This is a genomic window from Brooklawnia propionicigenes (assembly GCF_030297015.1).
In the GTDB taxonomy this organism is placed as follows: domain Bacteria; phylum Actinomycetota; class Actinomycetes; order Propionibacteriales; family Propionibacteriaceae; genus Brooklawnia; species Brooklawnia propionicigenes.
Genome location: NZ_AP028056.1, coordinates 29,596 through 55,989 on the forward strand (window position 1 = coordinate 29,596; position 26,394 = coordinate 55,989).

Here is a 26,394-nt window from a genome sequence, read left to right on the forward strand (position 1 = left end):
ATTGGGATCATGCGGCAAACAACACAGCCGGCCCCAAGCCGGCAGCACCCCGACGCCGACATGGTCCAGGCCAGCCAGCACGACGCCGACACGGTCGTCGCGGGGTTGAACTCCGGCACCGATGGGCTGAAGGATGCCCAGGTCAATTCGGCACGCGAGACCTACGGCCTCAATGTGGTCTCCGAATCCCACGCTCCCAGCCTGCCGGCAACCATCCTCGGCTCGTTCCGCAATCCGTTCGTGCTCTTGCTCATCGTCCTGGCGGCGATCATGGTCGCCACCAACGACCACATCGGCGCCTCCACCATCACCGTGATGGTGCTGATCTCCGTCGGACTCAACACCACCCAGGAGTACAAGGCCACCCGCGCCGCTCAGGCGCTGCGCGCCATGGTCGTGGCGACCACCACCGTCATCCGGCAGGGCAAAGCCAGCGAGATCCCCGTCGCTCAGGTCGTCCCCGGCGACATCATCGAGCTCAAGGCAGGCGACCTCATCCCTGCTGATCTGCGGGTTGTGCGCGCCAAAGACCTGACCGTCTCCCAGTCGTCGCTGACCGGGGAATCGCGTCCCCAGGACAAGACGGCTGAGCCACAGGACAGCACCGATGAGAACCTGCTGCATGCCCGCAACGTCTGTTTCATGGGCACCTCGGTGTTGTCCGGATCAGGGCTGGGCGTGGTCGTCACGACCGGGCGCAACACCTACTTCGGAGCCATGGCTCGGGCGGTGGCCGACGTCCAGCCGCGTTCTGCCTACGACCTCGCCATCCGGCGCATCACCTTGTTGCTGATCCGGATCATGTTGATCATGGCGCCGACGGTCTTCCTGCTGAACTGGTGGCATACCGGCGACTGGCTCCAGGCGTTGCTGTTCGCGGTAGCGATCGGGGTGGGCCTGACTCCGTCGATGCTGCCCACGATCATTTCCGCGAACCTGGCCCGCGGCACCAGCTTCATGGCCGCGCGCAAGGTGATCGTCAAGGTCCCCGACTCCATCGAGAATCTCGGCTCGATGGATGTGCTGTGCACCGACAAGACCGGCACACTCACCGAGGACCGGATCGTCCTGCAGCGTCACCTCGACATCGAAGGAAAGCCGAGTCAGCTGGTGCTGATCATCGGATACCTCAATTCCATGCACTCGACCGGAGTGCGCAACACCATGGATGATGCCGTCATCGGTGCGATGAACAAATCGACCGGCACGGCGCTGCCGGCCTATCGGGTTGTCGACGAGATACCTTTCGACTTCGAGCGACGCCGACTGTCGGTGATCCTCGACCGGGTCACGGACCTGGACCAACTGACCCCGCCCGACGAGGTCAAGGACGTCGGCCCGCAAGAGTTGCATCTGGCCCCGGGCGAGGATCTGCTGCTCACCAAGGGCGCGGTACGCGAAGTCATGTCCGTGTGCTCCCGGGTGATGCACGACGGCAGCATCACTGCCCTGGACGACGCCGCCCGCGCCACGGCCGTCGCAACCGCCGAGTCGCTGAATTCGGACGGCATGCGAGTCCTCGCAGTGTCGACCCGCATCATCGGAGCCGACGCGGCCCGCGCCCATTTCGTCCATGACAACTGGGGCTACACCCCGGCCGACGAGGCAGACATGGTGCTCATCGGTTTCCTGGCCTTCCTGGATCCGCCCAAAGAGTCTGCCTCCGCCGCCATCCAGGATCTTCACCGAGCCGCCGTGGATGTCAAGGTGGTCTCCGGCGACTCCGGTCTGGTCTGTGCCCATGTCGTGGACGCCCTGAACCTGTGGGACGACACTCCAGCCGACGCCAGGGCACAGCGGTCGATGACCGGCGCACAGGTCGACCAGCTGGACGACGAGGCCTTGGCACAACGAGTGAACGATGTCCTGGTGTTCTCCGAAATGAGCCCGCTGCAGAAGGCTCGGGTGGTCGGCGCGCTCCAGGCCCGCGGTCATGTCGTGGGGCACATGGGCGACGGCATCAACGACACCCCGGCGCTGCGCAAAGCCGACGTGGGCATCAGCGTCACCGACGGTGTGGACATCGCCAAGGACACCGCCGACATCATCTTGCTCGAACAGGACCTGCGGGTGCTGCGAGACGGGATCCTCGAGGGCCGGCGCACCTTCGGGAACATTCAGAAGTACCTGAAGATCACGGTGGCGTCCAATTTCGGGAACGTCTTCTCGGTCCTCATCGCGTCGGTGTTCATTCCGTTCCTGCCGATGCTGGCTGTCCAGTTGCTGGTTCAGAACATGCTGTACGACATCTCCCAGACGTCGCTGCCGTGGGACAGGGTGGACGGGTCGGTGCTGGCCCGACCGCGCAGATGGACCGATGGGCACATCACTCGCTTCATGGTGATTCTGGGTCCGGTCTCGACCATCTTCGACGTCGTGGCCTTCCTGCTGATGTGGTTCGTCTTCCATGCGACGGGAACCACTGCGTCCGGTGCCGTGGACCCCACGTCGCAGCATCTGTTCCAGACCGGCTGGTTCCTGGTGGGCATCTGCACCCAGGTGATGGTGGTGCACATGATCCGAACCGAGAAGATCCCGTTCATTCAGTCGACCGCGGCGCGCCCGGTGCTGTGGGCCAGTGCCGCAGCCATCGCCGTCGCGCTGGTGCTACCGGTGGTGCCGTTCACGGCGGCCGCCTTCAGCTTCGTCGCCCCGCCGGCCACGTTCTATCCATGGCTGCTCGCCACCGTGCTCGCCTACTGTCTGCTCACCCAGTGGGTGAAGACCCGCTACATCCGCCGCTGGCACGAATGGCTCTAGCGGTTCACTCCTCGTCCGCGTGCAGGCGGCGCAATTCGTCCTTGGCGCGTTCCAGCACCTCGCGACGCTCGTCGCTCAGACCCGATCCCGCGCGATTGATATAGAAGGTCAGCATCGACATCGCAGAGCGGTAGGGCGAGGAGGCCTTGCGACGGGTCGAGTTCTGTGCCGAACGCAGCAGCGATCGGGCGATCCGTTCGGGATCCGACCAGGTGAAAACACCCTCCTCGAGGTCCAGAGCATCGGAGTGCGCGGTGACGTCCTGCGACCATTTGTGCTCAGCCATGGTCCCATTGTCCGCTCAGGAGAGTCGCTGCAGCCGATGCGAGGCCCGGCTCACCGACCCGGCGAACAGGCAGCCGATCCCGATCAGGGCGACCAGCCAGCCGACCAGGCCCCACCAGCCGAAGGCATGCATGACATGGCCCGACAGGTAGCCGATGATCGACGAACCGAGGTAGTAGCAGGCCAGATACATGCCGGAGGCTTCACCGCGGCTGGCGGGAGCCAATGCGCCGACCCACCCGGATGCCACCGAGTGCACGGTGAAAAAGCCGTAGGTGAACAAGGCGACCCCCGGCAGCATCAGCCACAACTGGCCGGCGGCGATCACCGGCATGCCGACGATGGCCATCGCCGCGCCGACAAGAAGGGCCTTGTCGCGTCCAAAATGACCGACCATTCGCCCAGCTTGGGCGGATGCCAAGGTGCCGAACAGATAGAGCAGGAAGACCAGGCCGATGGCCGACATCGGCAGTCCGAACGTCGAGTTGAGCCGGTATCCGAGGAAGTCGTACAGGGAGACGAAGACGCCCATGAAGATGAATCCCACCCCGAACAAGCCGGCCAGCCGACGGTCACGCCACTGAGCGGCCATGGTGCGCAGCTCCGAACTGAGCCGCAGCCGTTTCGGGGTGAAACGGCGTTCGGCTGGGATGACGGTAGCGATGAGGATCGCGCAGGCCAGCGCGAAGGCCATGTCGATGCCCAAGGCGAGCCGCCAGCCGGCGAACTGCAGCACCCCGGACGGGATCAGGCGTCCCAGCAGCCCACCGACGGTATTGCCCGCCACATACAGTCCCATCGCCCTGGGCAGATCGCGGGGATGAATCTCCTGGGCGAGCCAGGCCATCGCGGTGGCAGGCACGCCCGCGACCAGCAACCCCTGCAGGGCACGCCCGGCCACCAGCCATCCCAGCCCTGGTGCCAGCGGCAGCAGCAACCCGAGCAGGGTGGCGGCCAGCGCCGAAGCGACGATGACGCGGCCGCGCCCGAATCTTTCCGAAAGCACGGACGCGGGCAGGATCGAGACCGCCAGGACGCCGGTGGCGGCGCTGACGGTCAGCGCGGCCTGAGCGGGGGAGGCATGCAGGCTCGCGGTCAGCGTCGGCATCAGGGCCTGAGTGCAGTAGAGCGCGTTGAACGACGCCAGCCCAGCCGCCAGCAGAGCCAGCGAGGCTCGCAGATAGCCCGGCTCGCCACGACGCAGACCCTCGGGAGACGCCGCACGCCTGATCTCGGGCCTGCGCGCGATCTCCACCGAGCGTGGCCGGTCGGGGATGGTGTCGATCTGGAGTGCTGAGTAGGTCGTCGTCACGTCATCTACTGTGAACTTCCCGCAACTACAATGGAAATGCATATAGATGCCTGAATCGATGCACTTCTGGTATTAGTCTTGCGCTGTGCTGTCCGATGATCTGTCGTGGTTCCTCGTGCTCGCCGAGACCGAGCATGTGGGTGATGCTGCCGCCGAGCTGCGCATTCCTCAACCCACCTTGTCGCGCCGGCTGGCACGACTGGAGCAGCGGATGGGCACCACCTTGTTCGATCGGCATGGTCGATCGCTGAGTCTCAATGTCCGCGGAAAGGCACTGCGTAGCAGAATCCGGGCCGCTGTCACCCAGCTCGATCTGGCCGAGTCCGAGGTGCGCCGGCTGCTCGACCCCGAAACCGGCCTGGTGCGTTTCGACTTCCTGCACTCCCTGGGCACCTGGCTGGCCCCGCAACTCATCCGCGCCTTCGCCACCAGCCATCCCCGGGCCGAGATCAGGCTGCACCAGGGCACCGGCACCGAGCTCGTCGACCGGGTGCTGGACGACGAAGCAGATATCGCGCTGAGTTCTCCTCGTCCGGACCGCGACGACATGGCCTGGCTCGAGATGTGGCGTCAGCCGCTCGCGTTGTGCGTGCCCGCCGACCACTGGTTGGCCGGGCGAAGCACCGTCTCGCTCAGCGATGCCGCCGGGGAACCGTTCATCTCCACCCCGAAGAGCTTCCACTCCCGAGATCTCCTGGACGCGGTGGCCGCCGACGAGGGCATCGAGGCCAAGGTGGCATACGAGTCCGACGAGCTGTCAACCGTTGCGGGTCTGGTGGTTGCCGGTATCGGAGTGGCGCTGCTGCCGGCCGACGACCCCTATCTGCCGCTGGCCGGCGCGACATTCATTCCGTTGCGCACCGAACGGACCCGCGAGATCGGGCTGATCTGGCGGGCCGATCACGACCCGGAGTCCACGACCGGGCTGTTTCTCGAAGCTGCGCGCGGACTCACCGCGCACAGCTCAGCCCAGTGAATCGGCGGTGATGCGTCCCTCGGCGATGGCCGCCAGCAGGGCCTGGTAGTCGGCATCGTTCTGTTCGGCATAGCCCAGCGCGAACGCAGCCATCGCCTCGTCGAAGGCAGTGCCCTTGCCCAGATACCCCGAGATGAGCGCGGGTTCGGCGGTTTGGGCATGCGCCCGAGCGAGGACCAGGCCGCACAGTTGCCCGTACTTGTTGAGCAGATCCGCCGACAGGCGCTCGATCTGGAAAGCGCCCTTCATATCGCGGAACTGCCGCACGTAGTACTCGTGACCGTCCGAGCAGGTCCAGCCGAGGAACGGATCGGAGACCGCCTGCATGATCCGCTGACCACTGACCACTCGTTCTCCGGCCTGCGACAGCTCACTTGCTCCGGCGTAGGGCTCCAGCACCGAGGTGGTGGCCTCCTTGATCTGCAGGATCAGCGGGCTTTCGGTGGCGTCCACGAGCAGTTCGATGAAGCACCGCGTGCCCACGCTGCCCACGCCGACCACGCGCAACATGCCGTCGACCGGCTGGAAGCGCTTCAGGAGCGCGCGGATGTCGGGACCCACCGAGGCGCCGTAGACCTTGGGTACCGAGGCGATGTCGTCGGGCCACTGCTGTGGCCGGACCATCAGGGGTGGCTGCTCGACCAGTCGGAGCTCGCCGTTCTCGCAGACGGTGGTCAGCTTCTGCAAAGCCGTCTCGGAGGTGCGGCCCTCGGCCTTGCGGGTGGCCCGGGCGATCTCCTTACCGGCCGCACCCATATCCATCTGCTCACTGCGCGACAGCAGCTCACTGGCCTTGACGAGGGTGTGGAAGTTCTGCAGTGCGCCGCGGGCGGCGAGCCACCTCATGGCTGTGCGGTAAGCGCGGGCGCAGCCGATGGCCACGGTAGTGGCCACCTGATCGCCGAAGCCCGAAGAACGCGCAGCCACCACCAGCGAAGCCACCAGCCGCTCGACATCCCACTCCCAGGGCGCCGGAAGCGTCTCGTCGAAATCGTTCAGATCGAAGACGAGTTCGCGTTCGGGTGAGGCATAGAACCCGAAGTTCGAGAGGTGTGCGTCCCCGCACGCCTGGACGCGCACTCCCGAGACCGGAGTCGGGGCCAGATCGTGAGCCATCAGGGCAGCAGCGCCCCGGTAGAACGCAAAGGCCGACTGCGACATGCGCCCCCAGCGAATAGGGACCAGTGACTGCACCCGGCCGGCGTTCTGCGCTTCGAGCAGCGCGATCGGATCTCGATCGAAGTTGCATCCGGTTCCCAGGTCCGAGCGAGGGCACTGCTTGCGCAGCTGCTTGCCCTGCTGCGCAAGCTCGTTGACAGATGGCCGCGGCCCGTAGAGGGCAGTGTGATCAGCCGGCATAGCAGTTCCTTTTTCCCGACGCCGAAGCAGCGTTCTCCAGGGCTCACGCTACTGCGTTGGGTTCGCCGGCCGCGCGACGTGTCCGAGTTCGGGGGTGAGAAAGGGACGACGGCTAGGGCAGGAACTTCCCGGTTGCCGCCAACAGCAGCGCGTCTATCGCCAGCAGGACGGCCACCACCACGATGAGTGCCGTGGTGATGATCCACACCGGTCTACGCGATCTGCTCAACCAGCGATGCAACCAGGCGCTGACCCTCGCGGTCGCGCCGAGTCCGTCGGCGATGCAGACCAGGACCAGCGGGGACATCGCGATCAGATACCACAGCGTCAGGCCCACCACCCGCCAGGAGGCCGGATGCCCCGATCCGGCCAGCACAGCCCCGGAGTAACCAGGATCGGCGAATGCGGCCACCGCCAAGCCGACAGCAATCGCCACGAGCATCCACAGCGGCGCCGAGCGGGCGCCGCCCTGCTTGTCCGGGCCGAGACCGGTACGTACCCGGACGATCGCCCAGACCAATAAGCCGACAGCGCTGGCAGTCTCGACCGTGACCCACGCCCATCTCGGTACCGACTGCAGCCAGTGCCGCAGGGGGCCGAGCACGGCATCGAGTGCGCTGCCCGCGGCCACGCCGAGCACCACGATCATGATCCAGTTGACTGCCGTGAACGTCAACGTGTGCCCGAACCGGGCACCGCCTGCAATGAAGGTAAGCATGATGATGGCGCCCAGCGGATCGAAACCGACCACGCCGAGCGCCGCCATCTCCGACAGATACAGAGCCATGGGACCTCTCAGCAGGCTGATACGTGAGGCTCAGTATGCGCTCTAGGACTGCTTGCCGTTCTTCGAGCCTTCCGCTCGCGTGACGACCACCGGGCAGTGCGCCTCGCGCAGTACCCGCTTACTCGTGGATCCGAGCAGTAGGCCGGTGAACCCACCGCGTCCACGAGACCCGACAACCACCAGGCCGGCATCGATCGATGCGTCGATCAACGCCTGCGACGCACTGGAATCGACGATCCTCAGCTCGACCTGCACTTCCGGATACTGGGCCTTGATATCGGCGAAGACACCCTCGATATTCTTCGTGAGCGTATCCAGGATCTCCGACATCGACTCGTCCCAGATGTCGTATTCCCACGGCGTGCCGAGCATGGCGTAATCCCAGGCGTGGATGACGACCAGCGGAACTCCACGCAGATCAGCGGCCTCGAAGGCCAGCTTCGCCGCGGCCCGGGCCTCGTTCGAATCGTCGATGCCGACCACCACCGGGCCACCCGGGTTCTCCTGCGCCTCATCGGTGATCACTGCCACCGGTCCGTGCGCGTGGGAGGCGACAGCGTCCGAGACACCGCCGAGCAGCTTCACCGAAATCGGGGCGCGTCGTCCGCGTGCTCCCACCACCACCTGCGCCGCATTCTTGGACGCCTGAGCCAGCACATAGGAGGCATAGCCCTCCACCAGTTCGGCCTTGACGTCCAGCGTCGGATGAGCTGCGCGCAGCCGCTCCAGTTCGGCATTCAACCGCTGTTGGCATCGCCGCTTGAACTGGGTCTGGTACTCGTCGGTGACCGCGGTGAAGGTACGCCCGATCTGGGGTCCCGGAATGACCATGACGATCAGCAACGGGAGCCCGCGCGCCAACGCCCGATCGGCCGCCCAGTCCACTGCCTTACGTGCGCGCTCTGAGCCATCAGTACCCACCACGATCCGGCCCGCGGTATCCAGCCGGATTCGACCTGCGCCCTGCGTCTGCTCGCTCATGATGACCTCCGCCGTCCGCGACTGCTGTGTCGCGATCTGTTCAGCAATCCTAGCGGTGGCGGCACGGCCGGACGGCAAATGACCGACATCCAGCGAGCCAGCAACCCGACATCCTATAAGTTGATGGCGTCCATGGCCAGCACAGAGTTCGTGATGAGGCCCGAAGTCACTTATAATAGCGCCTGTGAATCAGAAGGGGTTACCTCATCGGCTCATCTTCTGGGTTATTTCAGGACTTGTCGTGGCGCTGGGTATTGGCGCCGCGGTCTACACAGCCTATTTCTCTACCCATGGATTGCCGGGCGCATCAGTCGCCGGAGTATCGGTCACCGGACAGACCAAGAGTCAGCTTGCCGCCGAACTCGGCGAGCGAGCCGACCAGGTCAGTGTCACGCTGCAGATCGACGATCACAGCCGCGAACTGAGTCTGGCCGATCTCGGCATCTCCGTTGACGCACAGGCGACTGCCGATCAGGTATTCGCCGCCAACGAGAACCTGGGCCAGCGCTACTCGGCTGTCTTCACCAAGCAGACATCCCCTGTGGTGGCGACGGTCGACGAGTCGAAGATCGACGCACTGACAGCCGAACTCGTCTCCGAATACGGTGACCCCGCCAAGGACGCGATCGTCAAGCTCGGCGATGACAACGCATCGTTCGTCATCGAGCCCGCCCAGGCCGGTACCGGCGTGGACGCCTCCGACCTGACCGCCGCAGCGGACCGGGCCGTCCAGACGCTGAGTTCCCAGACCGTCAGGCTGACGACCAGCCAGGTGGACCCCCACACCTCCACCGACCAGGCTCAGACCGTCGCGGACAAGGCGAACAAGCTGGTCGCGCTCGACGTGAACCTCACCGGGCGTGAATCGGACAGCTACCCGGCCACTGCCACTCAGAAGGCGCAGTGGATCACCATCCCCACCGCCGAGAACGGCTCGCTCGGCGAACCGGTCATCAGTCAGGAGAAGGTCGCCGCGTGGGTTCAGCAGACAGCTGACACCGCCGGGGTAGAAGTGGTCAACGGCATCCGCAACGTCAACCAGGCGGGCACCGTCGTGTCGACCCTGCAGGAGGCGCGCGACGGATGGCAGGTGAACAACGCCACCCAACTGGCCGACAACCTGGTCAATGCACTCGGCTCGGGACAGCCCTATGCCGGCTCCTTCAGCTTCGACAAGGTGGATCCGACCTACCAGGACAAGGTCATCGCCGATGGCGCCCAGAATCTCTCCTATGCGGCCGCACCGGGGGAGAGGTGGCTGGACGTCAACCTCGGCAACAACACCGTGACCGCCTACGAAGGCGCGACCGTGGCCCGCGGGCCGATCTATGTCGTGCCCGGCATGCCAGGTCTGGAGACCCCCACCGGCAAGTTCAACGTCTATCTGAAGTACCAGAGTCAGACCATGCGCGGCACCAACCTGGACGGCACCACCTACGTCGCGGAGAACATCCCGTGGGTCACCTACTTCACCGGTTCGATCGCCTTCCACGGCGCACCGTGGCGTGACTCGTTCGGTTGGAGCGGCCCGGGTGGTTCGCACGGCTGCCTCAACATGCCGGTCGCCGACGCGCAGTTCATCTACGGCTGGGCTCCGATGGGCGCTGTCGTGGTCAGCCACTACTGAGTCTTATCTGACTAGTGCCGTTACCATTTACATGGCGGATCACCGCCATGGACCGCAGGCTGGGATCCCTGGCCATCCCAGCCCTCGGGGCGTTGATCGCTGAGCCGCTGTTCGTGCTCACCGACACCGCGATGGTCGGTCACCTGGGCGAGACCGTGCTGGCCGGCATGTCGATCGGCTCGACGGTGATGCAGACCGTGATCGGCCTGTGCATCTTCCTCAGCTACACCACCACGCCGATGGTGGCACGGCGACTCGGCGCCAACGACAAGCCGGGCGCGATCCGCGCCGGTATCGATGGCATCTGGCTCGGTCTGGGCTTGGGTGTCATCCTTCTGCTGGTCGGACTGCCGCTCACCGGCACCATCACCAGCGCCTTCACCCCCGACCCCGCGGTGGCCCGGCAGGCATATCACTACATCGCGATCTGCCTGTGGGGTCTGCCGGGCATGCTCACGGTGCTCGCCGCGACCGGTCTGCTCCGCGGGTTGCAGGACACCCGCACCCCGCTGGCAGTCGCGGCCGGTGGCGCCGTGGTCAATGTGATCCTGAACTGGCTGTTCATCTATCCGTTCGGCCTGGGAATCGCCGGTTCCGCGCTCGGCACGGCCATCACCCAGACCCTGATGGCCCTGGTGTATGCGGCGGTCGCAGTTCGTGCCGCCCGGGCTAACGAGGTCTCCTTGAGGCCCGGTATCGGTTCTCCCGGCCACGCCTTCATGGTCTCCTCGCTGATGCTGTTGCGCACCGCCACGTTGCGTATCGTGCTGATCGTGCTGGTCTGGGCCGCCGCCCGGCTGGGCACCTCGGAACTTGCCGCGCTGCAGGTGACGATGGCGGTCTACATGCTGCTGGTCAACACGATGGACGCGCTGGCCATCGCCGCGCAGGCCATGATCGGCCATGACCTCGGCGCCGGCGACAGCGTAGGCGTCCGGCAGCAACTCAACCGGATCGCCGGCTGGGGGATTCTCGTCGGGGTGGTCCTGGGGATCGCGGTCGCCGTCGTTTCCCCGGTAGTCGGAGCGGTGTTCACCCCGGACGCCTCGGTGCGCGCCCTGCTGCCGGTCAGCTTCATCATGATGGCTGTCTTCCTGCCGATGTGTGGAGTGCTCTTCGTGCTCGACGGGGTGCTCATCGGCGCCGGGGACGTGCGCTACCTGGCGCTGGCGGGGCTGTGGCCGCTGGTGAGCTTCGCTGCAGCGATCGGCGCCATGATGTGGATCCGGCCGGTGGGAATCGCCGCCATGGTCTGGCTGTGGCTCTGCTACTACGGGGCCTTCATGACCGCGCGTCTGCTGGTGCTCCTGCTGCGCGCCCGGACCAGCGCATGGCTGGTCACCGGACACGACCGATAGCTAGACTGGCGGTCACATCACGAGAAGGGCCCGCTGAATGACAGAGATGTCCGGGGGCGCAGGCGAGCAACCGGTGCAGCGGGTCAGCGAGGCCGCCGTCATGACGGTCCGGACTGGATCCAATTCCCGGCCCAAACGCTCGCCATGTTATGCACTGGTCACCATCGGCGCGGTCTGCGCTCAGATCTCCGCCGGCATCGTGTTGAGCGGTCTATCGATGTTCATCGACAGGATCCGCGCCGACTTGTGGCCGGACGGCCAGACGAGCCGGGCGCAAGTACAGAGTGTCTATACGGTGCTGCTGCTGGTCGCGATCGCGATGATGCCCATCGCCGGACGCCTGATCGGCAGGTGGGGCGGCCGCCGGCTGCTCCTGATCGGCGGCACGATCAGCTCCTTGGGACTGGCCGCGATGTCGACAGCACAGGGCATGGGCGGGCTGTATGCCTTCGCGATCATCACCGGCCTGGGATTCGGAATGTCGGTGAACTATGTGCCGGTCATCCTGGTGAACAGCTGGTTCCACAAGCACAAGGGCGTCATCATGGGCGTCACGGTCGCAGGTACCGGTCTGGGTGGCATTCTGTCCTCGCTCGTGTTCACCAATACCAATCAGCCGGTCAGCGAAGGTGGCCTCGGTTGGCGCGCCTCCATGCTCATCGGCGCGGGACTCTACGCATTCTTCTGTCTGGTGCCCGCCTGGTTGCTGGTGGTGAACAAGCCCTCCGACGTGGGGCTGCCGATTTACGGCAAGGCCGCTGTCGGGGTGGACGTCGCCACCGTGCGGGTAGGCGAGGTTCCGGTCGAACAGGTGCCCGGTCTGCGGCTCGGGCAAGCACTGCGCAGCGGCTGGTTCTGGCTGTTGTACGCCATGGTCACATTGCTCGGCGTGTTCTGCGCGATGGGCCAGATCACCCAACCCTTCTTCATCAATCAGCAGACCTATCCCGGTTCCGGTATGACCCCCGGGCTGGCCGGAACCCTGATGACCACGCAGATGGTCGGCCTGATCATGGCCAAACCGGTGCTCGGCTGGCTGATCGAAGCCATCGGGATGGTCAAAGCAATGATCATCCTGATGGCGATCCACGGTGTCGCCGGCTACCTGCTCGGCACCATCGTCTACCCCGCGTCGGGCTGGATCTTCCTGGTGATCGGTCTTGTCGGAGCGGGGTTCGCGGTGGGTTCCCTGACCCCGCCACTGGCCTGCGGTTTGGCCTTCGGGCAGCGCGACTACGCGTCCATCTACGGGGTGCTGGGTTCGGCATATGCGCTCGGCCTGGCCATCGGTTCGGTGCTGTGGAGCATCGCCGGGACGATCGCCGCCGATCCGGATCAGCCGTGGCAGCTCTACCGCGAAGCCATGAAATGGTGCTGGCTGCTCAGCATCGTGATCATCACCGGTTACCTGTTCGCGATCCGCGGCGGCCGGCGCGCCCAGTGCAGGCTGCAATCCGAGTTGACCCTGAACTGACCACAAAAGGCCCGCAGGCTGCTCTGATCGGGAGCCTGTGACGGTAGCCTTTTGGTTCGTGGTCACTGGAAACGAAGCCAGCTGATGCCCGCGACCGTGGTGCGCGAGACCTCGCGGACGCACCGACTGCGCTGGTCCGCCCTCGCCGTTCTGGCGCTGGGTCTGTTCATCGCGAGCCTCGACAACACGATCCTCAACGTCGCGTTGCCCACGCTGGCCCGCGAGCTGCATGCGTCCACCGACCAGCTGCAGTGGACGGTGGACGCGTACCAGATCACCTACGCCGGCCTGCTGCTGGTCGCCGGCGGGCTGGTGGACCGCTGGGGCAGATCCCGCACATTCCTGGTCGGAACCGCGGTCTTCGGCAGCTTCTCCCTGATGGCCGGGCTGGTCGGCACCACCGGCCTACTGATCAGTGCGCGTGCCCTGATGGGTGTCGGGGCGGCCCTGTTGGCTCCCTCGACGCTGGCGCTGGTCTCGTCGCTGTTCTCCGACCCGAAAGAACGCACCGTGGCCTTCGCCTTGTGGTCGGGGGCGAACGGAGCCGGGGGAGCGGTCGGGCCGTTGCTCTCGGGGGTCCTGCTGGAACACTTCAGCTGGGGTTCGATCTTCCTCATCAACGTGCCGCTTGCGGTCGGCATCGTGGTATTCGGGTTCTTCGTGCTGCCACACAGCCGCCCACGTCCGGTGGCAGGTGGTGTGGACTACCTGGGTGCGGTGCTGTCGACGGTGGCGCTCGCGCTGATCTGCTGGGCGGTGATCTCGGCGCCCGGGCTGGGCGCAGGCAATGTGCTGGTCATCGGGGCGGCCATCGGCGGGCTGAGTCTGCTCGCTGCGTTCATCTACTGGGAATCGCGGGTGCCGGCACCATTGCTGCGGCTCTCGCTGTTCAAGATCCGCACCTTCAGCGTGGCTGTCGGAGTATCCGGCCTGGTGACCGCGGCCGGCGCCGGTGCACTGTTCGTGTTGACCCAGTATCTTCAGTTCATCCTCGACTACACCCCCATGCAGACCGGGATCCGAGTGCTGCCGATCGCTGTTGCGATGCTCGTGGGCGCGGTCTCGGCGCCACGCTTCATCGACCTGGTGCAGCTCAAGGTCACTGTGCTGATCGGACTGCTGTGCGTCGGGATCGGCTATGGCTGGCTGGCCACCACCAGCGACAGTTCGGCCTTCGGTCATCTGCTTCCCGGTGTCGTGCTCTTCGGCCTCGGCGCAGGTCTCCTGGTTCCGGCAGCGACCCAGGCCGTGATGGACGCGCTGCCACCCGATGCGACCGGCGCCGGCTCGGCCACCAACACCGCACTGATGCAGGTCGGCAGCGCCTTGGGAGTCGCAGTGATCGGATCACTGTTGACTGCCCGCTACCGCGGGGTGATGATGTCGAGCTCGATCTGGGACCAGCTCGGTGACCTCCAATCGGTCGCGCTGGAATCCGTCGCGGGTGCAGCGCGGGTGGCCGAGCAGCTGACCGCAGAGTTGGGCGCCCAGTTGAACCAACTGGCCGGGCACGCATTCGTGGCCGGCATGCAGATCTCCCTGCTGGTGTGCACCATCGCGGTCTTTGCGGCGCTGATCGCGGTGTTCGTGCTGTACCCGCGCGACCGCCGCTTCTAGCTGGTGCGCTATAGTCACGACTGAGCAATATTGAACGTGCCCGGGGTCGGTGAAAGTCCGAACCGGCGGTGATAGTCCGCGACCCGCAGGTCGTCCACATGGATGGCAGGCGGTTGAACCGGTGGGATTCCGGTACCGACGGTTAGAGTCCGGATGGGAGGTGCACGTCGCGCTTGGCAGGCGCGTCCGGCGTCCTTGGGGCGCTCGATTCTCAGCGGCTGCCGCGCGTCGACCCCCGGCATGATGACCGGGGAGGGGTTGAGACGCGGCATGGACATCCGCCTACGGCACACACCGTTGCCTTTGCGGATTGCCGCGCCCATCGTTGCGGGGTTGATCTTCCTCCTGGCGTGGTGGTTGGTCACCAGCTTCGGATCGATTCCCGCGACGCTGCTGCCCAGTCCTGGCACCGTCGTCGGACGTCTCGGCAGAGAGCTGGCGTCCGGACGGCTGTGGGCCCCCATTGGTGTGACGATCACGGAGGCGGCCGCCGGCTGCCTGCTGGCTTCTGTCATCGCCTTGCCGACGGCCTATCTCATCGCCCATGTGCGACTTGCCGAGGCGACCCTGGCCCCCTACCTCGCGGCCTCGCAGGCCATTCCGGCAGTGGCATTGGCACCGCTGCTGGTGATCTGGGTGGGGTACGGCATGCGACCGGTCGTCCTGCTGTGTTCGGTCATGGTCTTCTTCCCGATGGTGCTGTCGACCGTGCTCGGTCTGCGCAGCATCGACCGGGAGGTCTTGGACGCGGCGCGGGTCGATGGGGCAGCAGGCGCGCAGATGGCCAGGTGGATCGAGTGGCCACTCGCCCTGCCCGCCACGTTGACCGGCGTGCGCAATGGTTTCACGCTGTCGATCACCGGCGCCGTCGTCGGCGAACTCGTGATGGGCGGCAACGGACTGGGTCAGCGGCTGGCCGTACAGTCCCAGTCGAGTGACACCACCGGCCTGTTCACCACCCTCATCGTGCTGTGTGTTCTGGCGATCGCCATCTATCTCGGCATGACGTTCATCGAATGGCTGGTCAACCCGTTTGCATCCAGTCCCCGCTGGTACCGCCTCACCCATCCGCACCACGAGAAATAGGAGACCACCACCATGCAATCCATGACACGCCGCACCCTGCTCGGCTCAGCCCTGCTGGCCGGGCTGGCAGCCTGCGCTCGTCCATCGGACGGATCGAGTCCGGCCACCACGGGCTCGGACGGGGGGAGCGCGGCCGCGGCGCTGACCCTCGGGCTGACCTATGTCCCCGATATCCAGTTCGCGCCGGCCTATGTCGCCGACAAGCTCGGCTGGTTCACCGAGGAGGGCGTGTCGGTGACGCTGCGCCACCACGGCGCCAATGAGAGCCTGCTCGGTGCGCTCCAAACCGGCGACGAGCAGGTGGTCTTCGCGGGCGGTGGCGAGATGCTGCAAGGTCGCAGCGAGGGCGTTACCGTCCGCAACTTCGCGACCGCCTACCAGACCTATCCGGCCACCATCATCGTGCCGGCAGACTCGCCGATTCAGTCGTTCGCCGACCTGCGTGGTCACAGCGTCGGACTGCCCGGCGAGTACGGAGAGAACTGGTTCTACCTGCTGGCGGTGCTCGCCCAGAGCGGGCTCAGCCGCGACGACATCGACGTGGCCTCCATCGGCTACACCCAGTTCGCGGCGCTCAGCGGCGGCAAAGTGGACGCGGTGGTCGGCTTCTTGAACAACGAGGTCGTCCGCTTCAACGAGGCCGGCTTCGCAGTACGCACGATCAGCCTCGACGATCCGCCACTGGTCAGCGCCGGTCTGGGAGCGACGGACGCCACCATCGCTGAACGGCCGGCAGATCTGGTCGGGCTGCTGACAGCGCTGACCAGGGGAGCGGAGCTGTGTGCGTCCGACCCCGAACAGGCCGTCCAGCTGTCTGTCGACTACGTGCCGACCCTGGCGGAGCCCGACCAACAGGCCCATGCGCTGGCCGTATTGAAGGCGACGACCGAACTCTACGGTGGGCAGTTCGGAGTTCAGAATCCAGGGCGCTGGGAGGCGATGGCAGGCTTCTTCGCCGACTCCGGCCTGGTGTCGTCCCCCGTCCCCGCCGGCGACGCCTACACCACCCAAATCGTGGCCCGCTGATGGGCGGGCGGGTAGCCTGGTGTGCGCCGATCCGAAAGGGGACACATCAATGACTGATCATCCCGCCTATCAGCTGGAAACCCTGGCAGTCCACGCTGGGCAAGAAGAATCCGACTCCGCCACCAACGCTCGCGCGGTGCCGATCTACCAGACTGTTGCTTACACCTTCGATGACTCGCAGCACGCCGCCGACCTGTTCGCGCTGGCGGTTCCGGGCAACATCTACAGTCGTCTGATGAACCCCACCACGGGGGTCTACGAGGCGCGGATCGCGGCGATGGAGGGGGGCATCGGTGCGCTGGCCACCGCCACCGGGGCAGCTGCTGTCACCTATGCGGTACTCAATGTGACCGGCGCGGGCGACAACATCGTCGCGTTGTCGACGCTGTACGGTGGCACGTTCGCGCTGTTCATGCACACCCTCAAGCAGTTCGGCATCGAGTGCCGGCTGATCGATCCCGACCGGCCCGAAGACCTGCCCGGACTCGTCGACGAGCGCACCCGGCTGGTCTTTGGAGAGACGATCTGCAACCCGAAGCTGAACGTGGTCGACATCGATGCGTGGGCCGAGGCCAGTCACGCGCTGGGGCTGCCCTTCATCATCGACAGCACCGTGGCCACCCCGTATCTGTGCCGCCCTATCGAGCACGGCGCAGACGTCGTGGTGCATTCGACCACCAAGTACATGGGCGGCCACGGCACCTCGATGGGTGGTGCCATCGTGGACGCCGGGAACTTCGACTGGGCGGCCCACGCCGACCGCTTCCCCATGATGGCCACGCCCGACGCCTCCTACCACGATGTCGTGTGGACCGACGCGGCCGGCCCGGCCGCCTACATCACCAGGGCGCGTACCGTCTTGATGCGCAATACCGGGGCCACGCTGTCGCCGATGAATGCCTGGATCATCCTGCAGGGCATCGAAAGCCTGCATGTGCGGATGGACCGGCACTGCCAGAACGCTGCACAGGTCGCCGACTACCTGCGCGCTCACCCACTGGTCGCCTGGGTGAACTACCCGGGTTTCGACGACAACCCCTACCACGAGATCGCCGATCGAGTGTTGACGGGCAAGGGCTATGGCGGTCTGGTGAGCTTCGGGCTGCGAGCCGGACGTGAGGCCGGCAGCGCCTTCGTCGAGGCACTGCAGCTGTTCAGTCACCTGGCCAACATCGGGGACGCCAAGTCGCTGGTGATCCACAATGCCTCCACGACGCACTCGCAGCTCAACGACGAGGAACTCGCGGCCGCCGGTGTCGCCCCCGAGATGGTGCGACTGTCGGTCGGCATCGAGAATGTCGATGACATCATCGCCGACCTCGAGCAGGCTCTGGACAAGACCGCTGAGTGATGCCCACCAGTAATGACAGTCTCGGCATCGTCGAGACGAAACAGGTCACGTTGTTCGATGCGGGCAATCCGCTGACGCTGGTGTGCGGCGACCAGCTGAACGAGGTGGTGATTGCCTACGAGACGTACGGAACGCTCAATGCGGACGCCAGCAATGCGATCTACATCTGCCATGCCCTGACCGGCGACGCGCACGCGGCGGGCTGGCACGAAGGAGACAAGCACCCGGGCTGGTGGGACACCATGATCGGCCCGGGCAAGGCGATCGACACCAACCGCTGGTTCGTCATCTCGTCCAATCTGCTCGGCGGCTGTCAGGGCAGCACCGGGCCGGGTTCGATCAACCCGGCAACGGGCAAGCCCTGGGGGCTCGACTTTCCGTTGCTCGATATGAGCGATTTCGTCACCGTGCACCGGGCGCTCATCGCACGCCTGGGGGTGCGCCGGCTGCATGCGGTGGTCGGCGGATCGATGGGCGGGATGCAGGCTCTGCAATGGTCGCTGTCGTACCCGGGAGATCTCGACAATTCGGTGATCATCGCCGCGTCCAGCCGATTGACCGCGCAGAACATCGCCTTCTCGGCGGTGGGACGCGAGGCCATCATCCGCGACGAGAACTTCCAGGGCGGCCGCTTCGCCGAGAACGGCGCCAACCCGGATGTCGGGCTCTCGATCGCGCGCATGATGGCGCACATCACCTACACCTCGGAAGAGGGCTTCCAGTCGAAATTCGGGCGCAAACCGCAGTTCGACGAATCCGAACCAGGCTTCGGCGTGGACTTCGCCGTCGAGGGCTATCTGGAACACCAGGGCGAGACCTTCCTCACCAGGTTCGACGCGCTCAGCTACCTCTATCTCACCCGGGTGATGGACTACTTCGATCCCTTCGCGGCACGATCCGCTCTCGACGCGGTGCGGGCCGACCCGGTGCGCTACCTCGTGATGAGTTTCGACACCGACTGGCGGTTCTCGACCGCGCACAGCCAGCAGATCGTCCGGCAGCTGGCGGCCGCCGAACTGCCGGTGACCTTCCGCGACATTCGCTCGCCGTGGGGCCATGATTCCTTCCTGTTGAAGATCGATCCGTATCTGGCCACGGTGAAAGCATTCTTGGAGGCCCATACCGACTATGAGGGCACAGCGTGGGGGCGAGCATGAGTCAGTCGATGCAGTTGCGTGATGACCTGGCGGTGATCGCCCGCAACATCCCGGCCGGGTCTCGGGTACTCGACCTGGGTTGTGGCGACGGAGAGCTGCTCAGCTGGCTGATTCGCCGCCGCGCCTGCACCGGCACCGGGGTCGAACGCGGTCCCGATGAGGTGCTCGGCGCGATCAAGCGGGGGGTTCCGCTGATCGAGCTCGACATCGACAGCCAGCTCGGCATGTTCGCGCCCGACTCGTACGACGTGGTCGTGCTCAGCCGCACCTTGCAGGCCGTGCTGCGGCCCGATCTCGTGCTGGCGGCGATGCGCAAGATCGCGCCCCGGCAGATCGTCACCATGCCGAATTTCGGATACTGGCGCCACCGGCTGAGGCTCCTGAACGGCCACATGCCACGATCCAGGGATCTGCCGTACAGCTGGTATGCGACACCCAACCTGCACCATGCGACCCTGGTCGATCTGGAGCCGCTGTTCCAGGAGGTCGATCTGAAACTGGAGAGGCGCATCACCCTGTCGCCTCATGGACGCCCGCGCGCCCTCGGCCAACTCGGAGCGAACCTGATGGCCGGTTCAGCGATCTACGTGCTGGTTCGCGCGGATCAGGATCCCGCCGAACTCTAGCCGCCCACCGGCTGGGAGCCGAGGGCTGCCAGGAGCCGGTTCATCGGCCCGCGGCTGTTGTGGTCCTCGGCCAGCCGGCGGCAGCGCTCTTGATCGGCGCGTCCGGGATACAGCTGGTCATCGAGCTCCGGCAGGTCCACGTCGGCGGTGGCGACGACCCGGCGGGCGCGCTGTAGATAGTCATCGGCCTGCCCGATGCTCAGCCGCAACTTCGCCGACATGCGCGACGACGGATCGGCCGCCGCCGCGATGATGGCGTCCAGATCGCCATAGCTGTTCAACAGTGCGGCGGCGGTCTTCTCGCCGATGCCGGCGATCCCGGGCAGACCGTCGGAGGGATCGCCGCGCAACGTCGCCAGATCTGCGTACTGATCGCCGCGCAGCCCGTACCTGTTCTGCAGCCAGGCATCGTCCACCAACTCGTGTTTGGCGACACCACGAGCGATGTATGCGACCTGAATCCGGTCGGCCACCAGCTGGAACAGATCGCGGTCCCCGCTGACCACGACAGCGCGTCGGCCTCTGGCCGCCGCACGACGGGCCAAAGTGCCGCAGATATCGTCGGCCTCGTATCCGGATGCGCCCGCCTGGCAGATACCCGCGGCATCCAGGCAGTCCAGAATCCACGGCACCTGTCGGGCGAGTTCATCGTCGATCTGCTCTGCGTCGGCCGGCTCGGCAGTCGACACCCGATGGGTCTTGTAGCTCGGCACCAGGTCAACCCGCCAAGACGGACGCCAATCGTCGTCACGGCAGCAGACCACCGCTGCGGGCTGATACTGATCGATCAGCCGGGCCAGCATGTCGAGCATGCCGTGCAGAGCGTTGACCGGGCGCCCCTGCTGATCCCTGAGAGTGGTCGGAACACCGTAGTACGCGCGGAAGTACAGCGTCGCAGTATCCACGATGAGGCTGAGCGCGTCAGTCATCCCCCTATGGTGCCACCATGACTGCATGGAGCAAACAGACGAGCAGATACTTGCCTTGCTGTCGCGTGATGGGCGCATGTCGTTCACCGAGCTGGGGCGCAAGGTCGGGCTGTCGACGTCTGCTACGCAGCAACGTGTGCGCAGGCTGGAACAGCGGGGGATCATCACCGGCTACCGAGCGGACGTGGACGCCGCGAAGGTCGGGCGTCCACTGACGGCCTTCATCGAAATCCAGCCGCTGTCGGCGGCAGTGGCCGACAGCGCCCCGGGCTATCTGGCCAGCCTTCCGCAGATCACCTCCTGCTACTCGGTGGCTGGTAATGCCAGCTACCTGTGTCTGGCGCAGGTGGGCTCGGCCGAGGAACTCGACGGCCTGCTGAACCTCATCCGGCGTGAGCTGTCGGTACGCACGGTGACCACGATCGTCTTGCGGACGGCTTTTCGTCACCGTCCTTTGGTAGAGGAAACTCCACACGGCCAGCAGCCGCCGGGGGCCGATGGCTAGACTGCGGAGCATGGCGCAACGCTCCGAATCCCTCGATCACGTCCTGGTGATCACGCCGACGTACAACGAAGCCGAGAACATCGAATCCATCATTGGCAGACTGCGCGCTGCAGTCCCGAACGCGTACTGCCTGATTGCGGACGACAACTCTCCCGATGGCACCGGCGCCATCGCCGACCGGATGGCTGCACAGGACAAGCACATCCATGTACTCCACCGAGCAGGCAAAGAAGGCCTCGCCGCCGCCTATCTTGCAGGTTTCAAGTGGGGCTTGGAGCGCGGCTTCGATGTCATAGCCGAGATGGACGCCGATGGCTCGCATCAACCCGAGCTGCTGCCCGCCATGCTGCAGGCTCTGCGTGACAAGAACGCCGACATGGTCAAGGGTTCGCGCTGGATGCGTGGTGGCTCAACCGATCAGGGCCGATCACGGGAGATGCTCAGCAGGCTCGCCAATATCTGGATCCAGGTCGCCATGGATCTGCCCGTGCACGACGCGACCGGTGGCTTCAACGTCTTCCGGGCATCGATTCTCCGCAAGATCGACCTCGACGATGTGGCTTCGAAGGGATACACCTTCCAGATCGACATGACACGTCGGGTGATCGAGGCCGGCGGCACGGTTGCCGAGGTGCCGATCTACTTCCCCGACCGCGAACACGGCCTGTCGAAGATGAGCGGATCGATCATCACCGAGGCGCTGATCAGCACCGGCCGGTGGGGGATCGAGAAGCGGACTCAGCAGCTGAAGAACGTCGGGCACAAGCTCGCGGACGAGTTCGAGAGCTTCAACTCACGCGACCACTAGCATCCCCGGAAGCAGGCAAAGAACCCGAACCAACAACGAAGTCGGTTCGGGTTCTTATGCCAGTTACCTACTGATCGGTTCAGATCCGCCCATCAGTAGTGGGGAGTCTTGCGAACCTCTTCCAACCGTTCGGCCAGCAACTCTTCGAGTTCGGGGATGGAACGGCGCTCCAGCAGCATGTCCCAATGGGTGCGCGGGGGCTTCTCGTTCTTTTCCTCGGGCGGCGTGCCGTCGCTACGCTCGCCCATCGCTCCACAGCGCGGGCATTCCCACTCGGCGGGCAGATCCGCTTCGACGGAGAATGTCACCTCGAAGTGGTGACCATTGGTGCAGTCAAATCCCAGAACACGACGGCCAGCGAAATCGATGCCTTCCTCGTCCTCAAAGCTCTTGGCCCCCAAGCCCATTCCTCGCAGTGCACGATCAGCCATCCAGACCAGCCTCCCTTCGCTTCGTCGTCAGCTATAACAACCAGAGCACCACAGTTTCTTCCGGTGTGCGTTCAAAACCCACATCATCAGTCTGCCCACAGACCCCGCCTCTTGGCTACATCCCGCAGTAGTCCGATGCGATCACTGATCAACCCATCAATACCCAGGTCGATCAAATCGTCCATCTCGGCGGCTTCGTTGATCGTCCAGATGTGGATCCGCAGACCGTGCGCGCGGGCGGCGGTTATCAGCCGGGGGGTGAGTACGCGCACCGACCGGCCACCGATCGTCTGGGTGACCGGAATCTGGAAAGCCTGCCCACCCAGGGAGATCAGGCGGGGCAGCATCGGGACGAAAGCGCTCAGGGCGACCGCGGGCGCCGTGAGGCCGGTCGCGACCGAGGGCATCAGCTTCCGGAAGCGGTGCAGCCGAAGCCAGCTGAACGAGGAGACACAGACCCGGTCCTGGGCCTGGTGCCGTTGCAGCGTTCTCACCAGTGGCGCGATCGCGCCCGGTGCCTTGATGTCGATGTTCAGGCGCGCGACGGGAAACGACTCGAGCACCTCGTCGAGGGTGGGGATCTGATCGATGCCGCCGATACGGGCCTCGCGCACCTGGCGGAAACTCATCGCGGCGAGCGTGCCGCTGGCGTCGGTCACGCGGTCGAGGACCTGATCATGGAAGGCCACCAGGTGACCGTCAGAGGTGGCGTGCACGTCCGTCTCGAGATAGCGGTAGCCCGCCTCCACCGCGCGCCCGAACGCGTACAGACTGTTCTCGCGAGGTGCGTCCTTCTCGTCGAGGTAGCCGCCCCGATGCGCCATCAATGCGAACGGTTCATCGAAGTACGGATAGCTGCCGGCGGGACGATTCACGTGGCAAGTCTAGGTGCTGACCGTCAGCTGACCCCGGGCAGATACTCCAGGACTCCGGCCGCCCAATCCGGCATCCAAGCCGGTATGCCGATGATCGCCAGCGAGGCCCACCAGAGGAGTCCGGCCACGCCGACCACCGCCACCCAGAAGAAGCGCCGCTGGTTCACCGGCCAGCAGACGTAGACGCGTACATAACGCAGCAGCCACCTGTTGACCGATTTGGCCCAGAGGAACTCGCTCGACAAGACGGCCAGCCCGGCCAGGAAGAGTGGGATGCCGCCCGGCCCGGGCAACCAGCCGGTCAGCGGGGCGGCAATGATGAGCGCGAAGCCGAAAATGGCCACCGCAAGGCGAAACCAATAGCGACCTGTCGGTGTGGACTTGAGCCGGACACGCCATCCCAGCTTGTCGGGAACCTCATAGTCCACCCGGGTAGCCCCGCCGACCCGCGCCGGCCGGGGCGGACAATCCACCGGCTGCACCATGCATCCACTTTGCCACATCGGCCCCGCCAGCCGAAGCCCGGATGAGCTACGGTCGCCGGCGGTCTACACTTGCCGGGTGTCCGAAGTCCTGTCCATCCAGTCAGCTGTCTCCTACGGTTTCGCCGGCAATTCGGTTGCCGTCTTCGCGCTACGGCGCGCAGGCATCGATGTCTGGCCCGTCTTCACGGTGAACTTCTCCAACCACACCGGCTACGGCGCCTGGCGTGGTTCGGTGATGACCACCGATCAGGTCGCCGAGGTCGTCACGGGCGTCGATGACCGCGGGGCACTGGCGAATGTGGACGCCGTGCTGTCGGGCTATCAGGGGGCCCCGGACATGGGCAGGGCGATCCTGGAGGCCGTCGCACTGACCCGCGAGCGCAACCCGCAGGCCATCTACTGCTGCGACCCGGTGATGGGCGACGTGGGTCGCGGCTTCTACGCAGCCCCAGGCATCCCCGAGTTCATGCGAGACCAGGTCGTCAGCCAGGCGACCATCATGACGCCCAACCTGTTCGAACTGGAGTACCTGACCGAACGCACCACCTCGACCATCGCCGATGTGGTGGAGGCCACGGCCGCGCTGCGGGCTCGCGGCCCGCAGACTGTGCTGGTGACCTCGGTCGTCGGGCTCGATGCCGACAGTTCGGGTATGCGGATGATCGCGCAGAACGCCACCGAGACCTGGCAGGTGACCACGCCGCTGATCGATCGCACCTTCACGGGTTCCGGTGATCTGACCACCGCGGTGCTGTTGGCCAATGTGCTCCAGGGCGCTGATCTGGGCACCGCCTTATCGAACACGGCTTCGGCGGTCTACGGAGTTCTTGCCCGAACCGACGAATTGGGGCGCAGCGAGCTGGCCCTCGTCCAGGCTCAGGACGAGATCATCGCGCCGCGCCGGCGCTTCGAGGCCACCCGGATCTAGGCGATCGGCACCGGGATCAGCCGAAGAACTGCGTGATCTCGGCGCCCAGGTTGTTGAGCCGGGTCGGCAGATCCTCGTAGCCGCGGTTGATCACATAGACATCACGCAGCACCGACTCACCGCGGGCGGCGAGCATGGCCAGCAGGATGCAGACCGCCGGACGCAGCGCCGGCGGAGAGACCATGTCCCGGGCCCGCCAGGCCGTGGGTCCAATGACATTCAGCCGATGCGGATCGAGCAACTGCACATTGGCACCGAGTTTGGTCAGTTCCAGCAGGTGGATGGCGCGGTTCTCATAGACCCAGTCATGAATGAGCGTCTGGCCGTCCGCCGTCGCAGCAATGACAGCGAAGAACGGCAGGTTGTCGATATTGAGACCCGGGAAAGGCATCGGGTGGATCTTGTCCTCGTGGGCGTGCAGCTGAGAGGGCTTGACCGTGATATCGACCAGCCGAGTGAAGTCGTTGCCCGAACGGTATTCCTGCCCGATCGAGAACCGCAGGCCCATCTCGTGCAGGATCGCCAGCTCGATCTCCAGGAATTCGATCGGGGCGCGGGTGATGGTCAGTTCGGAATGGGTCACGACGGCCGCGGTGATCAGGCTCATCGCCTCGATCGGGTCCTCCGAGATGGTGTAGGTGACATCCTTGTTGAGCTCCGCCTGGCCCTTGATGCGCAGGGTGGTCGTCCCGATGCCTTCGATCTCGACGCCCAGCATCATGAGGAAGACACACAGATCTTGCACCATGTAGTTGGGGGAGGCGTTGCGCAGCACCGTCTCGCCGGGCGTCATGGCGGCGGCCATCAGGGCGTTTTCGGTGACGGTGTCACCACGTTCGGTAAGCACGATGGTGTGCTGAGGATGCGAATGCAGCGCGGTCGCGTTGTAGTAGCCCTCGGTGGCAATGACATCGAGGCCGAAGGCGTGCAGCGCCTGCATGTGCGGCTCGACGGTGCGGGCACCCAGCTGGCAGCCGCCGGCGTAGGGCAACCTGAAGGAGTCCGCCAGGTGCATCAGGGGCCCGAGGAACATGATGATGCTGCGGGTACGACGGGCGGCCGAGACATCCATATTGGCCAGATCGAGCACCTCGGGACGCACGATCGTCAGATCGGCCTCGTCGGACGACCAGGTGACCTGCACGCCGATGCTCTGCAGCACTTCGATGAGCCGGTTGACCTCTTCGATATGCGCAATGCCACGCAACCGGGTGCGGCCGCGATTCAGCAGACTGGCGCACAGCAGGGCCACGGCCGCGTTCTTCGACGAACGGGTCGTGATGGATCCGTGCAGCGCGGTCTCACCGGTGATGGACAGATTCATCGCATTGCGGCCGCCCGGCACGATCAGCGGGGACTCGAGGGCCTGAGCGATACGGTTGATCATCTCGAGCGACAGGTTCTGATTGCCCGACTCGATCCGATGGATCGCGCTCTGACTCGTGCTGAGCAGAGACGCAAGTTCATGTTGGGTGAGGCCACGCTGTTTGCGAGCGTCCCGCACGAGCCGGCCGATGCTGGCTGCGGTGGTCAACTGAGTCACCCCGGCAGGATAACTCACATGTGAGATTGATGTAAAGCGAACTCCGAATTCCCGCGAGAGCTGACCCGCTGGGGTCTCCGACCGGCCCGTGATGCGGGCCCGGACGCG

The 26,394-nt window shown here is 65.4% G+C and carries 24 protein-coding genes and 1 riboswitch; of the genes, 14 read left to right on the forward strand and 10 right to left on the reverse strand.

The features are described 5' to 3' along the window. Window positions 1-9 precede the first annotated feature (9 nt). Window positions 10-2,760 (forward strand): magnesium-translocating P-type ATPase, encoded by a 2,751-nt coding sequence (locus QUE25_RS00140; RefSeq protein ID WP_286266392.1) that lies wholly within the window; start codon window positions 10-12, stop codon window positions 2,758-2,760. Between the two features lie 4 nt (window positions 2,761-2,764). Here the strand turns inward: QUE25_RS00140 and QUE25_RS00145 are convergent, their stop codons facing one another. Continuing rightward, window positions 2,765-3,046: a DUF3175 domain-containing protein gene (locus QUE25_RS00145; RefSeq protein WP_286266394.1), complete on the reverse strand. Its 282-nt coding sequence runs from the start codon at window positions 3,044-3,046 to the stop codon at window positions 2,765-2,767. 15 nt (window positions 3,047-3,061) lie between these two features. Then, window positions 3,062-4,357 carry an MFS transporter gene (locus QUE25_RS00150; protein WP_286266396.1) on the reverse strand — a complete coding sequence of 432 codons (1,296 nt, stop codon included), beginning with the start codon at window positions 4,355-4,357 and terminating at the stop codon, window positions 3,062-3,064. An 85-nt stretch (window positions 4,358-4,442) separates the two neighbouring features. On the opposite strand from QUE25_RS00150, the gene QUE25_RS00155 reads away from it, so the two are divergent. Continuing rightward, window positions 4,443-5,333 carry a LysR family transcriptional regulator gene (locus tag QUE25_RS00155; protein ID WP_286266398.1) on the forward strand — a complete coding sequence of 297 codons (891 nt, stop codon included), beginning with the start codon at window positions 4,443-4,445 and terminating at the stop codon, window positions 5,331-5,333. Here the strand turns inward: QUE25_RS00155 and QUE25_RS00160 are convergent. The 3 genes from QUE25_RS00160 to QUE25_RS00170 form a co-directional block, all read right to left on the reverse strand. Continuing rightward, window positions 5,322-6,692: a DUF2252 domain-containing protein gene (locus QUE25_RS00160; RefSeq protein WP_286266400.1), complete on the reverse strand. Its 1,371-nt coding sequence runs from the start codon at window positions 6,690-6,692 to the stop codon at window positions 5,322-5,324. The genes QUE25_RS00155 and QUE25_RS00160 overlap by 12 nt on opposite strands. Window positions 6,693-6,804: 112 nt before the next feature. Beyond that, window positions 6,805-7,479 (reverse strand): hypothetical protein, encoded by a 675-nt coding sequence (locus QUE25_RS00165; RefSeq protein ID WP_286266402.1) that lies wholly within the window; start codon window positions 7,477-7,479, stop codon window positions 6,805-6,807. A gap of 42 nt (window positions 7,480-7,521) precedes the next feature. Beyond that, window positions 7,522-8,460, reverse strand: coding sequence for a universal stress protein (locus QUE25_RS00170; RefSeq protein ID WP_286266404.1), 939 nt, complete (start codon window positions 8,458-8,460; stop codon window positions 7,522-7,524). A 241-nt stretch (window positions 8,461-8,701) separates the two neighbouring features. Here QUE25_RS00170 and QUE25_RS00175 point away from each other — a divergent pair, with 241 nt between their 5' ends. The 9 genes from QUE25_RS00175 to metW all read left to right on the forward strand — a co-directional run bounded on the left by QUE25_RS00175 (window position 8,702) and on the right by metW (window position 19,782). Further along, window positions 8,702-10,087, forward strand: coding sequence for a L,D-transpeptidase family protein (locus QUE25_RS00175; RefSeq protein WP_286266406.1), 1,386 nt, complete (start codon window positions 8,702-8,704; stop codon window positions 10,085-10,087). A gap of 47 nt (window positions 10,088-10,134) precedes the next feature. Continuing rightward, on the forward strand, window positions 10,135-11,445 hold the full coding sequence (locus QUE25_RS00180; protein WP_286266408.1) for an MATE family efflux transporter: 1,311 nt from the start codon (window positions 10,135-10,137) through the stop codon (window positions 11,443-11,445). 37 nt (window positions 11,446-11,482) lie between these two features. Continuing rightward, window positions 11,483-12,919: an MFS transporter gene (locus QUE25_RS00185; RefSeq protein ID WP_286266410.1), complete on the forward strand. Its 1,437-nt coding sequence runs from the start codon at window positions 11,483-11,485 to the stop codon at window positions 12,917-12,919. A gap of 84 nt (window positions 12,920-13,003) precedes the next feature. Next, window positions 13,004-14,536 carry an MFS transporter gene (locus QUE25_RS00190; protein ID WP_286266412.1) on the forward strand — a complete coding sequence of 511 codons (1,533 nt, stop codon included), beginning with the start codon at window positions 13,004-13,006 and terminating at the stop codon, window positions 14,534-14,536. Window positions 14,537-14,568: 32 nt separating this feature from the next. Then, window positions 14,569-14,706, forward strand: a riboswitch (FMN riboswitch). After that, complete coding sequence (locus QUE25_RS00195; protein WP_286266413.1) at window positions 14,690-15,622, forward strand: ABC transporter permease; 933 nt, start codon at window positions 14,690-14,692, stop codon at window positions 15,620-15,622. It overlaps the preceding riboswitch by 17 nt. Before the next feature lie 21 nt (window positions 15,623-15,643). Next, window positions 15,644-16,648 carry an ABC transporter substrate-binding protein gene (locus tag QUE25_RS00200; protein WP_425332723.1) on the forward strand — a complete coding sequence of 335 codons (1,005 nt, stop codon included), beginning with the start codon at window positions 15,644-15,646 and terminating at the stop codon, window positions 16,646-16,648. Window positions 16,649-16,697: 49 nt separating this feature from the next. After that, complete coding sequence (locus QUE25_RS00205) at window positions 16,698-17,999, forward strand: O-acetylhomoserine aminocarboxypropyltransferase/cysteine synthase family protein (protein WP_286266415.1); 1,302 nt, start codon at window positions 16,698-16,700, stop codon at window positions 17,997-17,999. Beyond that, entirely contained in the window at window positions 17,999-19,156 is a 1,158-nt protein-coding gene (gene metX / locus QUE25_RS00210; RefSeq protein WP_286266416.1) for a homoserine O-acetyltransferase MetX, read from the forward strand. Before QUE25_RS00205 ends, metX begins: the two co-directional genes overlap by 1 nt. Beyond that, a complete protein-coding gene (gene metW / locus QUE25_RS00215; RefSeq protein ID WP_286266418.1) occupies window positions 19,153-19,782 on the forward strand; it encodes a methionine biosynthesis protein MetW in 630 nt (209 codons plus the stop codon). Before metX ends, metW begins: the two co-directional genes overlap by 4 nt. Here the strand turns inward: metW and QUE25_RS00220 are convergent. After that, entirely contained in the window at window positions 19,779-20,711 is a 933-nt protein-coding gene (locus QUE25_RS00220; protein ID WP_286266420.1) for a 5'-3' exonuclease, read from the reverse strand. The genes metW and QUE25_RS00220 overlap by 4 nt on opposite strands. A 25-nt stretch (window positions 20,712-20,736) precedes the next feature. On the opposite strand from QUE25_RS00220, the gene QUE25_RS00225 reads away from it, so the two are divergent. Next, window positions 20,737-21,216 carry an Lrp/AsnC family transcriptional regulator gene (locus QUE25_RS00225; RefSeq protein ID WP_286266422.1) on the forward strand — a complete coding sequence of 160 codons (480 nt, stop codon included), beginning with the start codon at window positions 20,737-20,739 and terminating at the stop codon, window positions 21,214-21,216. A 10-nt stretch (window positions 21,217-21,226) separates the two neighbouring features. Next, a complete protein-coding gene (locus QUE25_RS00230) occupies window positions 21,227-22,024 on the forward strand; it encodes a polyprenol monophosphomannose synthase (RefSeq protein WP_286266424.1) in 798 nt (265 codons plus the stop codon). A 92-nt stretch (window positions 22,025-22,116) separates the two neighbouring features. Here the strand turns inward: QUE25_RS00230 and QUE25_RS00235 are convergent, their stop codons facing one another. The 3 genes from QUE25_RS00235 to QUE25_RS00245 all read right to left on the reverse strand — a co-directional run bounded on the left by QUE25_RS00235 (window position 22,117) and on the right by QUE25_RS00245 (window position 23,815). Next, window positions 22,117-22,455, reverse strand: a complete 339-nt coding sequence (locus tag QUE25_RS00235) for an RNA polymerase-binding protein RbpA (protein ID WP_286266426.1) — start codon at window positions 22,453-22,455, stop codon at window positions 22,117-22,119. Window positions 22,456-22,541: 86 nt separating this feature from the next. Then, window positions 22,542-23,330 carry a glycerophosphodiester phosphodiesterase family protein gene (locus QUE25_RS00240; RefSeq protein ID WP_286266429.1) on the reverse strand — a complete coding sequence of 263 codons (789 nt, stop codon included), beginning with the start codon at window positions 23,328-23,330 and terminating at the stop codon, window positions 22,542-22,544. 23 nt (window positions 23,331-23,353) lie between these two features. Continuing rightward, window positions 23,354-23,815, reverse strand: coding sequence for a PGPGW domain-containing protein (locus tag QUE25_RS00245; RefSeq protein ID WP_286266431.1), 462 nt, complete (start codon window positions 23,813-23,815; stop codon window positions 23,354-23,356). A 76-nt stretch (window positions 23,816-23,891) separates the two neighbouring features. On the opposite strand from QUE25_RS00245, the gene pdxY reads away from it, so the two are divergent. Then, the gene (gene pdxY / locus QUE25_RS00250) at window positions 23,892-24,743 is read left to right on the forward strand and encodes a pyridoxal kinase PdxY (RefSeq protein ID WP_286266433.1); all 852 of its coding nucleotides are present in this window, start codon (window positions 23,892-23,894) and stop codon (window positions 24,741-24,743) included. A 16-nt stretch (window positions 24,744-24,759) separates the two neighbouring features. Here the strand turns inward: pdxY and QUE25_RS00255 are convergent, their stop codons facing one another. After that, on the reverse strand, window positions 24,760-26,286 hold the full coding sequence (locus QUE25_RS00255; protein WP_286266435.1) for a helix-turn-helix domain-containing protein: 1,527 nt from the start codon (window positions 26,284-26,286) through the stop codon (window positions 24,760-24,762). Between the last annotated feature and the right edge of the window lie 108 nt (window positions 26,287-26,394).

Coding starts and splice junctions, on each gene's coding strand:
- QUE25_RS00195 (WP_286266413.1), top strand. CDS start 14,690: ATGGGAGGTGCACGTCGCGCTTGGCAGGCGCGTCCGGCGTCCTTGGGG.
- metW (WP_286266418.1), top strand. CDS start 19,153: ATGAGTCAGTCGATGCAGTTGCGTGATGACCTGGCGGTGATCGCCCGC.
- QUE25_RS00235 (WP_286266426.1), bottom strand. CDS start 22,455: ATGGCTGATCGTGCACTGCGAGGAATGGGCTTGGGGGCCAAGAGCTTT.
- QUE25_RS00180 (WP_286266408.1), top strand. CDS start 10,135: ATGGACCGCAGGCTGGGATCCCTGGCCATCCCAGCCCTCGGGGCGTTG.
- QUE25_RS00145 (WP_286266394.1), bottom strand. CDS start 3,046: ATGGCTGAGCACAAATGGTCGCAGGACGTCACCGCGCACTCCGATGCT.
- QUE25_RS00160 (WP_286266400.1), bottom strand. CDS start 6,692: ATGCCGGCTGATCACACTGCCCTCTACGGGCCGCGGCCATCTGTCAAC.
- QUE25_RS00140 (WP_286266392.1), top strand. CDS start 10: ATGCGGCAAACAACACAGCCGGCCCCAAGCCGGCAGCACCCCGACGCC.
- QUE25_RS00200 (WP_425332723.1), top strand. CDS start 15,644: ATGACACGCCGCACCCTGCTCGGCTCAGCCCTGCTGGCCGGGCTGGCA.
- QUE25_RS00220 (WP_286266420.1), bottom strand. CDS start 20,711: ATGACTGACGCGCTCAGCCTCATCGTGGATACTGCGACGCTGTACTTC.
- QUE25_RS00170 (WP_286266404.1), bottom strand. CDS start 8,460: ATGAGCGAGCAGACGCAGGGCGCAGGTCGAATCCGGCTGGATACCGCG.
- QUE25_RS00165 (WP_286266402.1), bottom strand. CDS start 7,479: ATGGCTCTGTATCTGTCGGAGATGGCGGCGCTCGGCGTGGTCGGTTTC.
- QUE25_RS00205 (WP_286266415.1), top strand. CDS start 16,698: ATGACTGATCATCCCGCCTATCAGCTGGAAACCCTGGCAGTCCACGCT.
- QUE25_RS00225 (WP_286266422.1), top strand. CDS start 20,737: ATGGAGCAAACAGACGAGCAGATACTTGCCTTGCTGTCGCGTGATGGG.
- QUE25_RS00245 (WP_286266431.1), bottom strand. CDS start 23,815: ATGGTGCAGCCGGTGGATTGTCCGCCCCGGCCGGCGCGGGTCGGCGGG.
- QUE25_RS00230 (WP_286266424.1), top strand. CDS start 21,227: ATGGCGCAACGCTCCGAATCCCTCGATCACGTCCTGGTGATCACGCCG.
- QUE25_RS00190 (WP_286266412.1), top strand. CDS start 13,004: ATGCCCGCGACCGTGGTGCGCGAGACCTCGCGGACGCACCGACTGCGC.
- metX (WP_286266416.1), top strand. CDS start 17,999: ATGCCCACCAGTAATGACAGTCTCGGCATCGTCGAGACGAAACAGGTC.
- QUE25_RS00185 (WP_286266410.1), top strand. CDS start 11,483: ATGACAGAGATGTCCGGGGGCGCAGGCGAGCAACCGGTGCAGCGGGTC.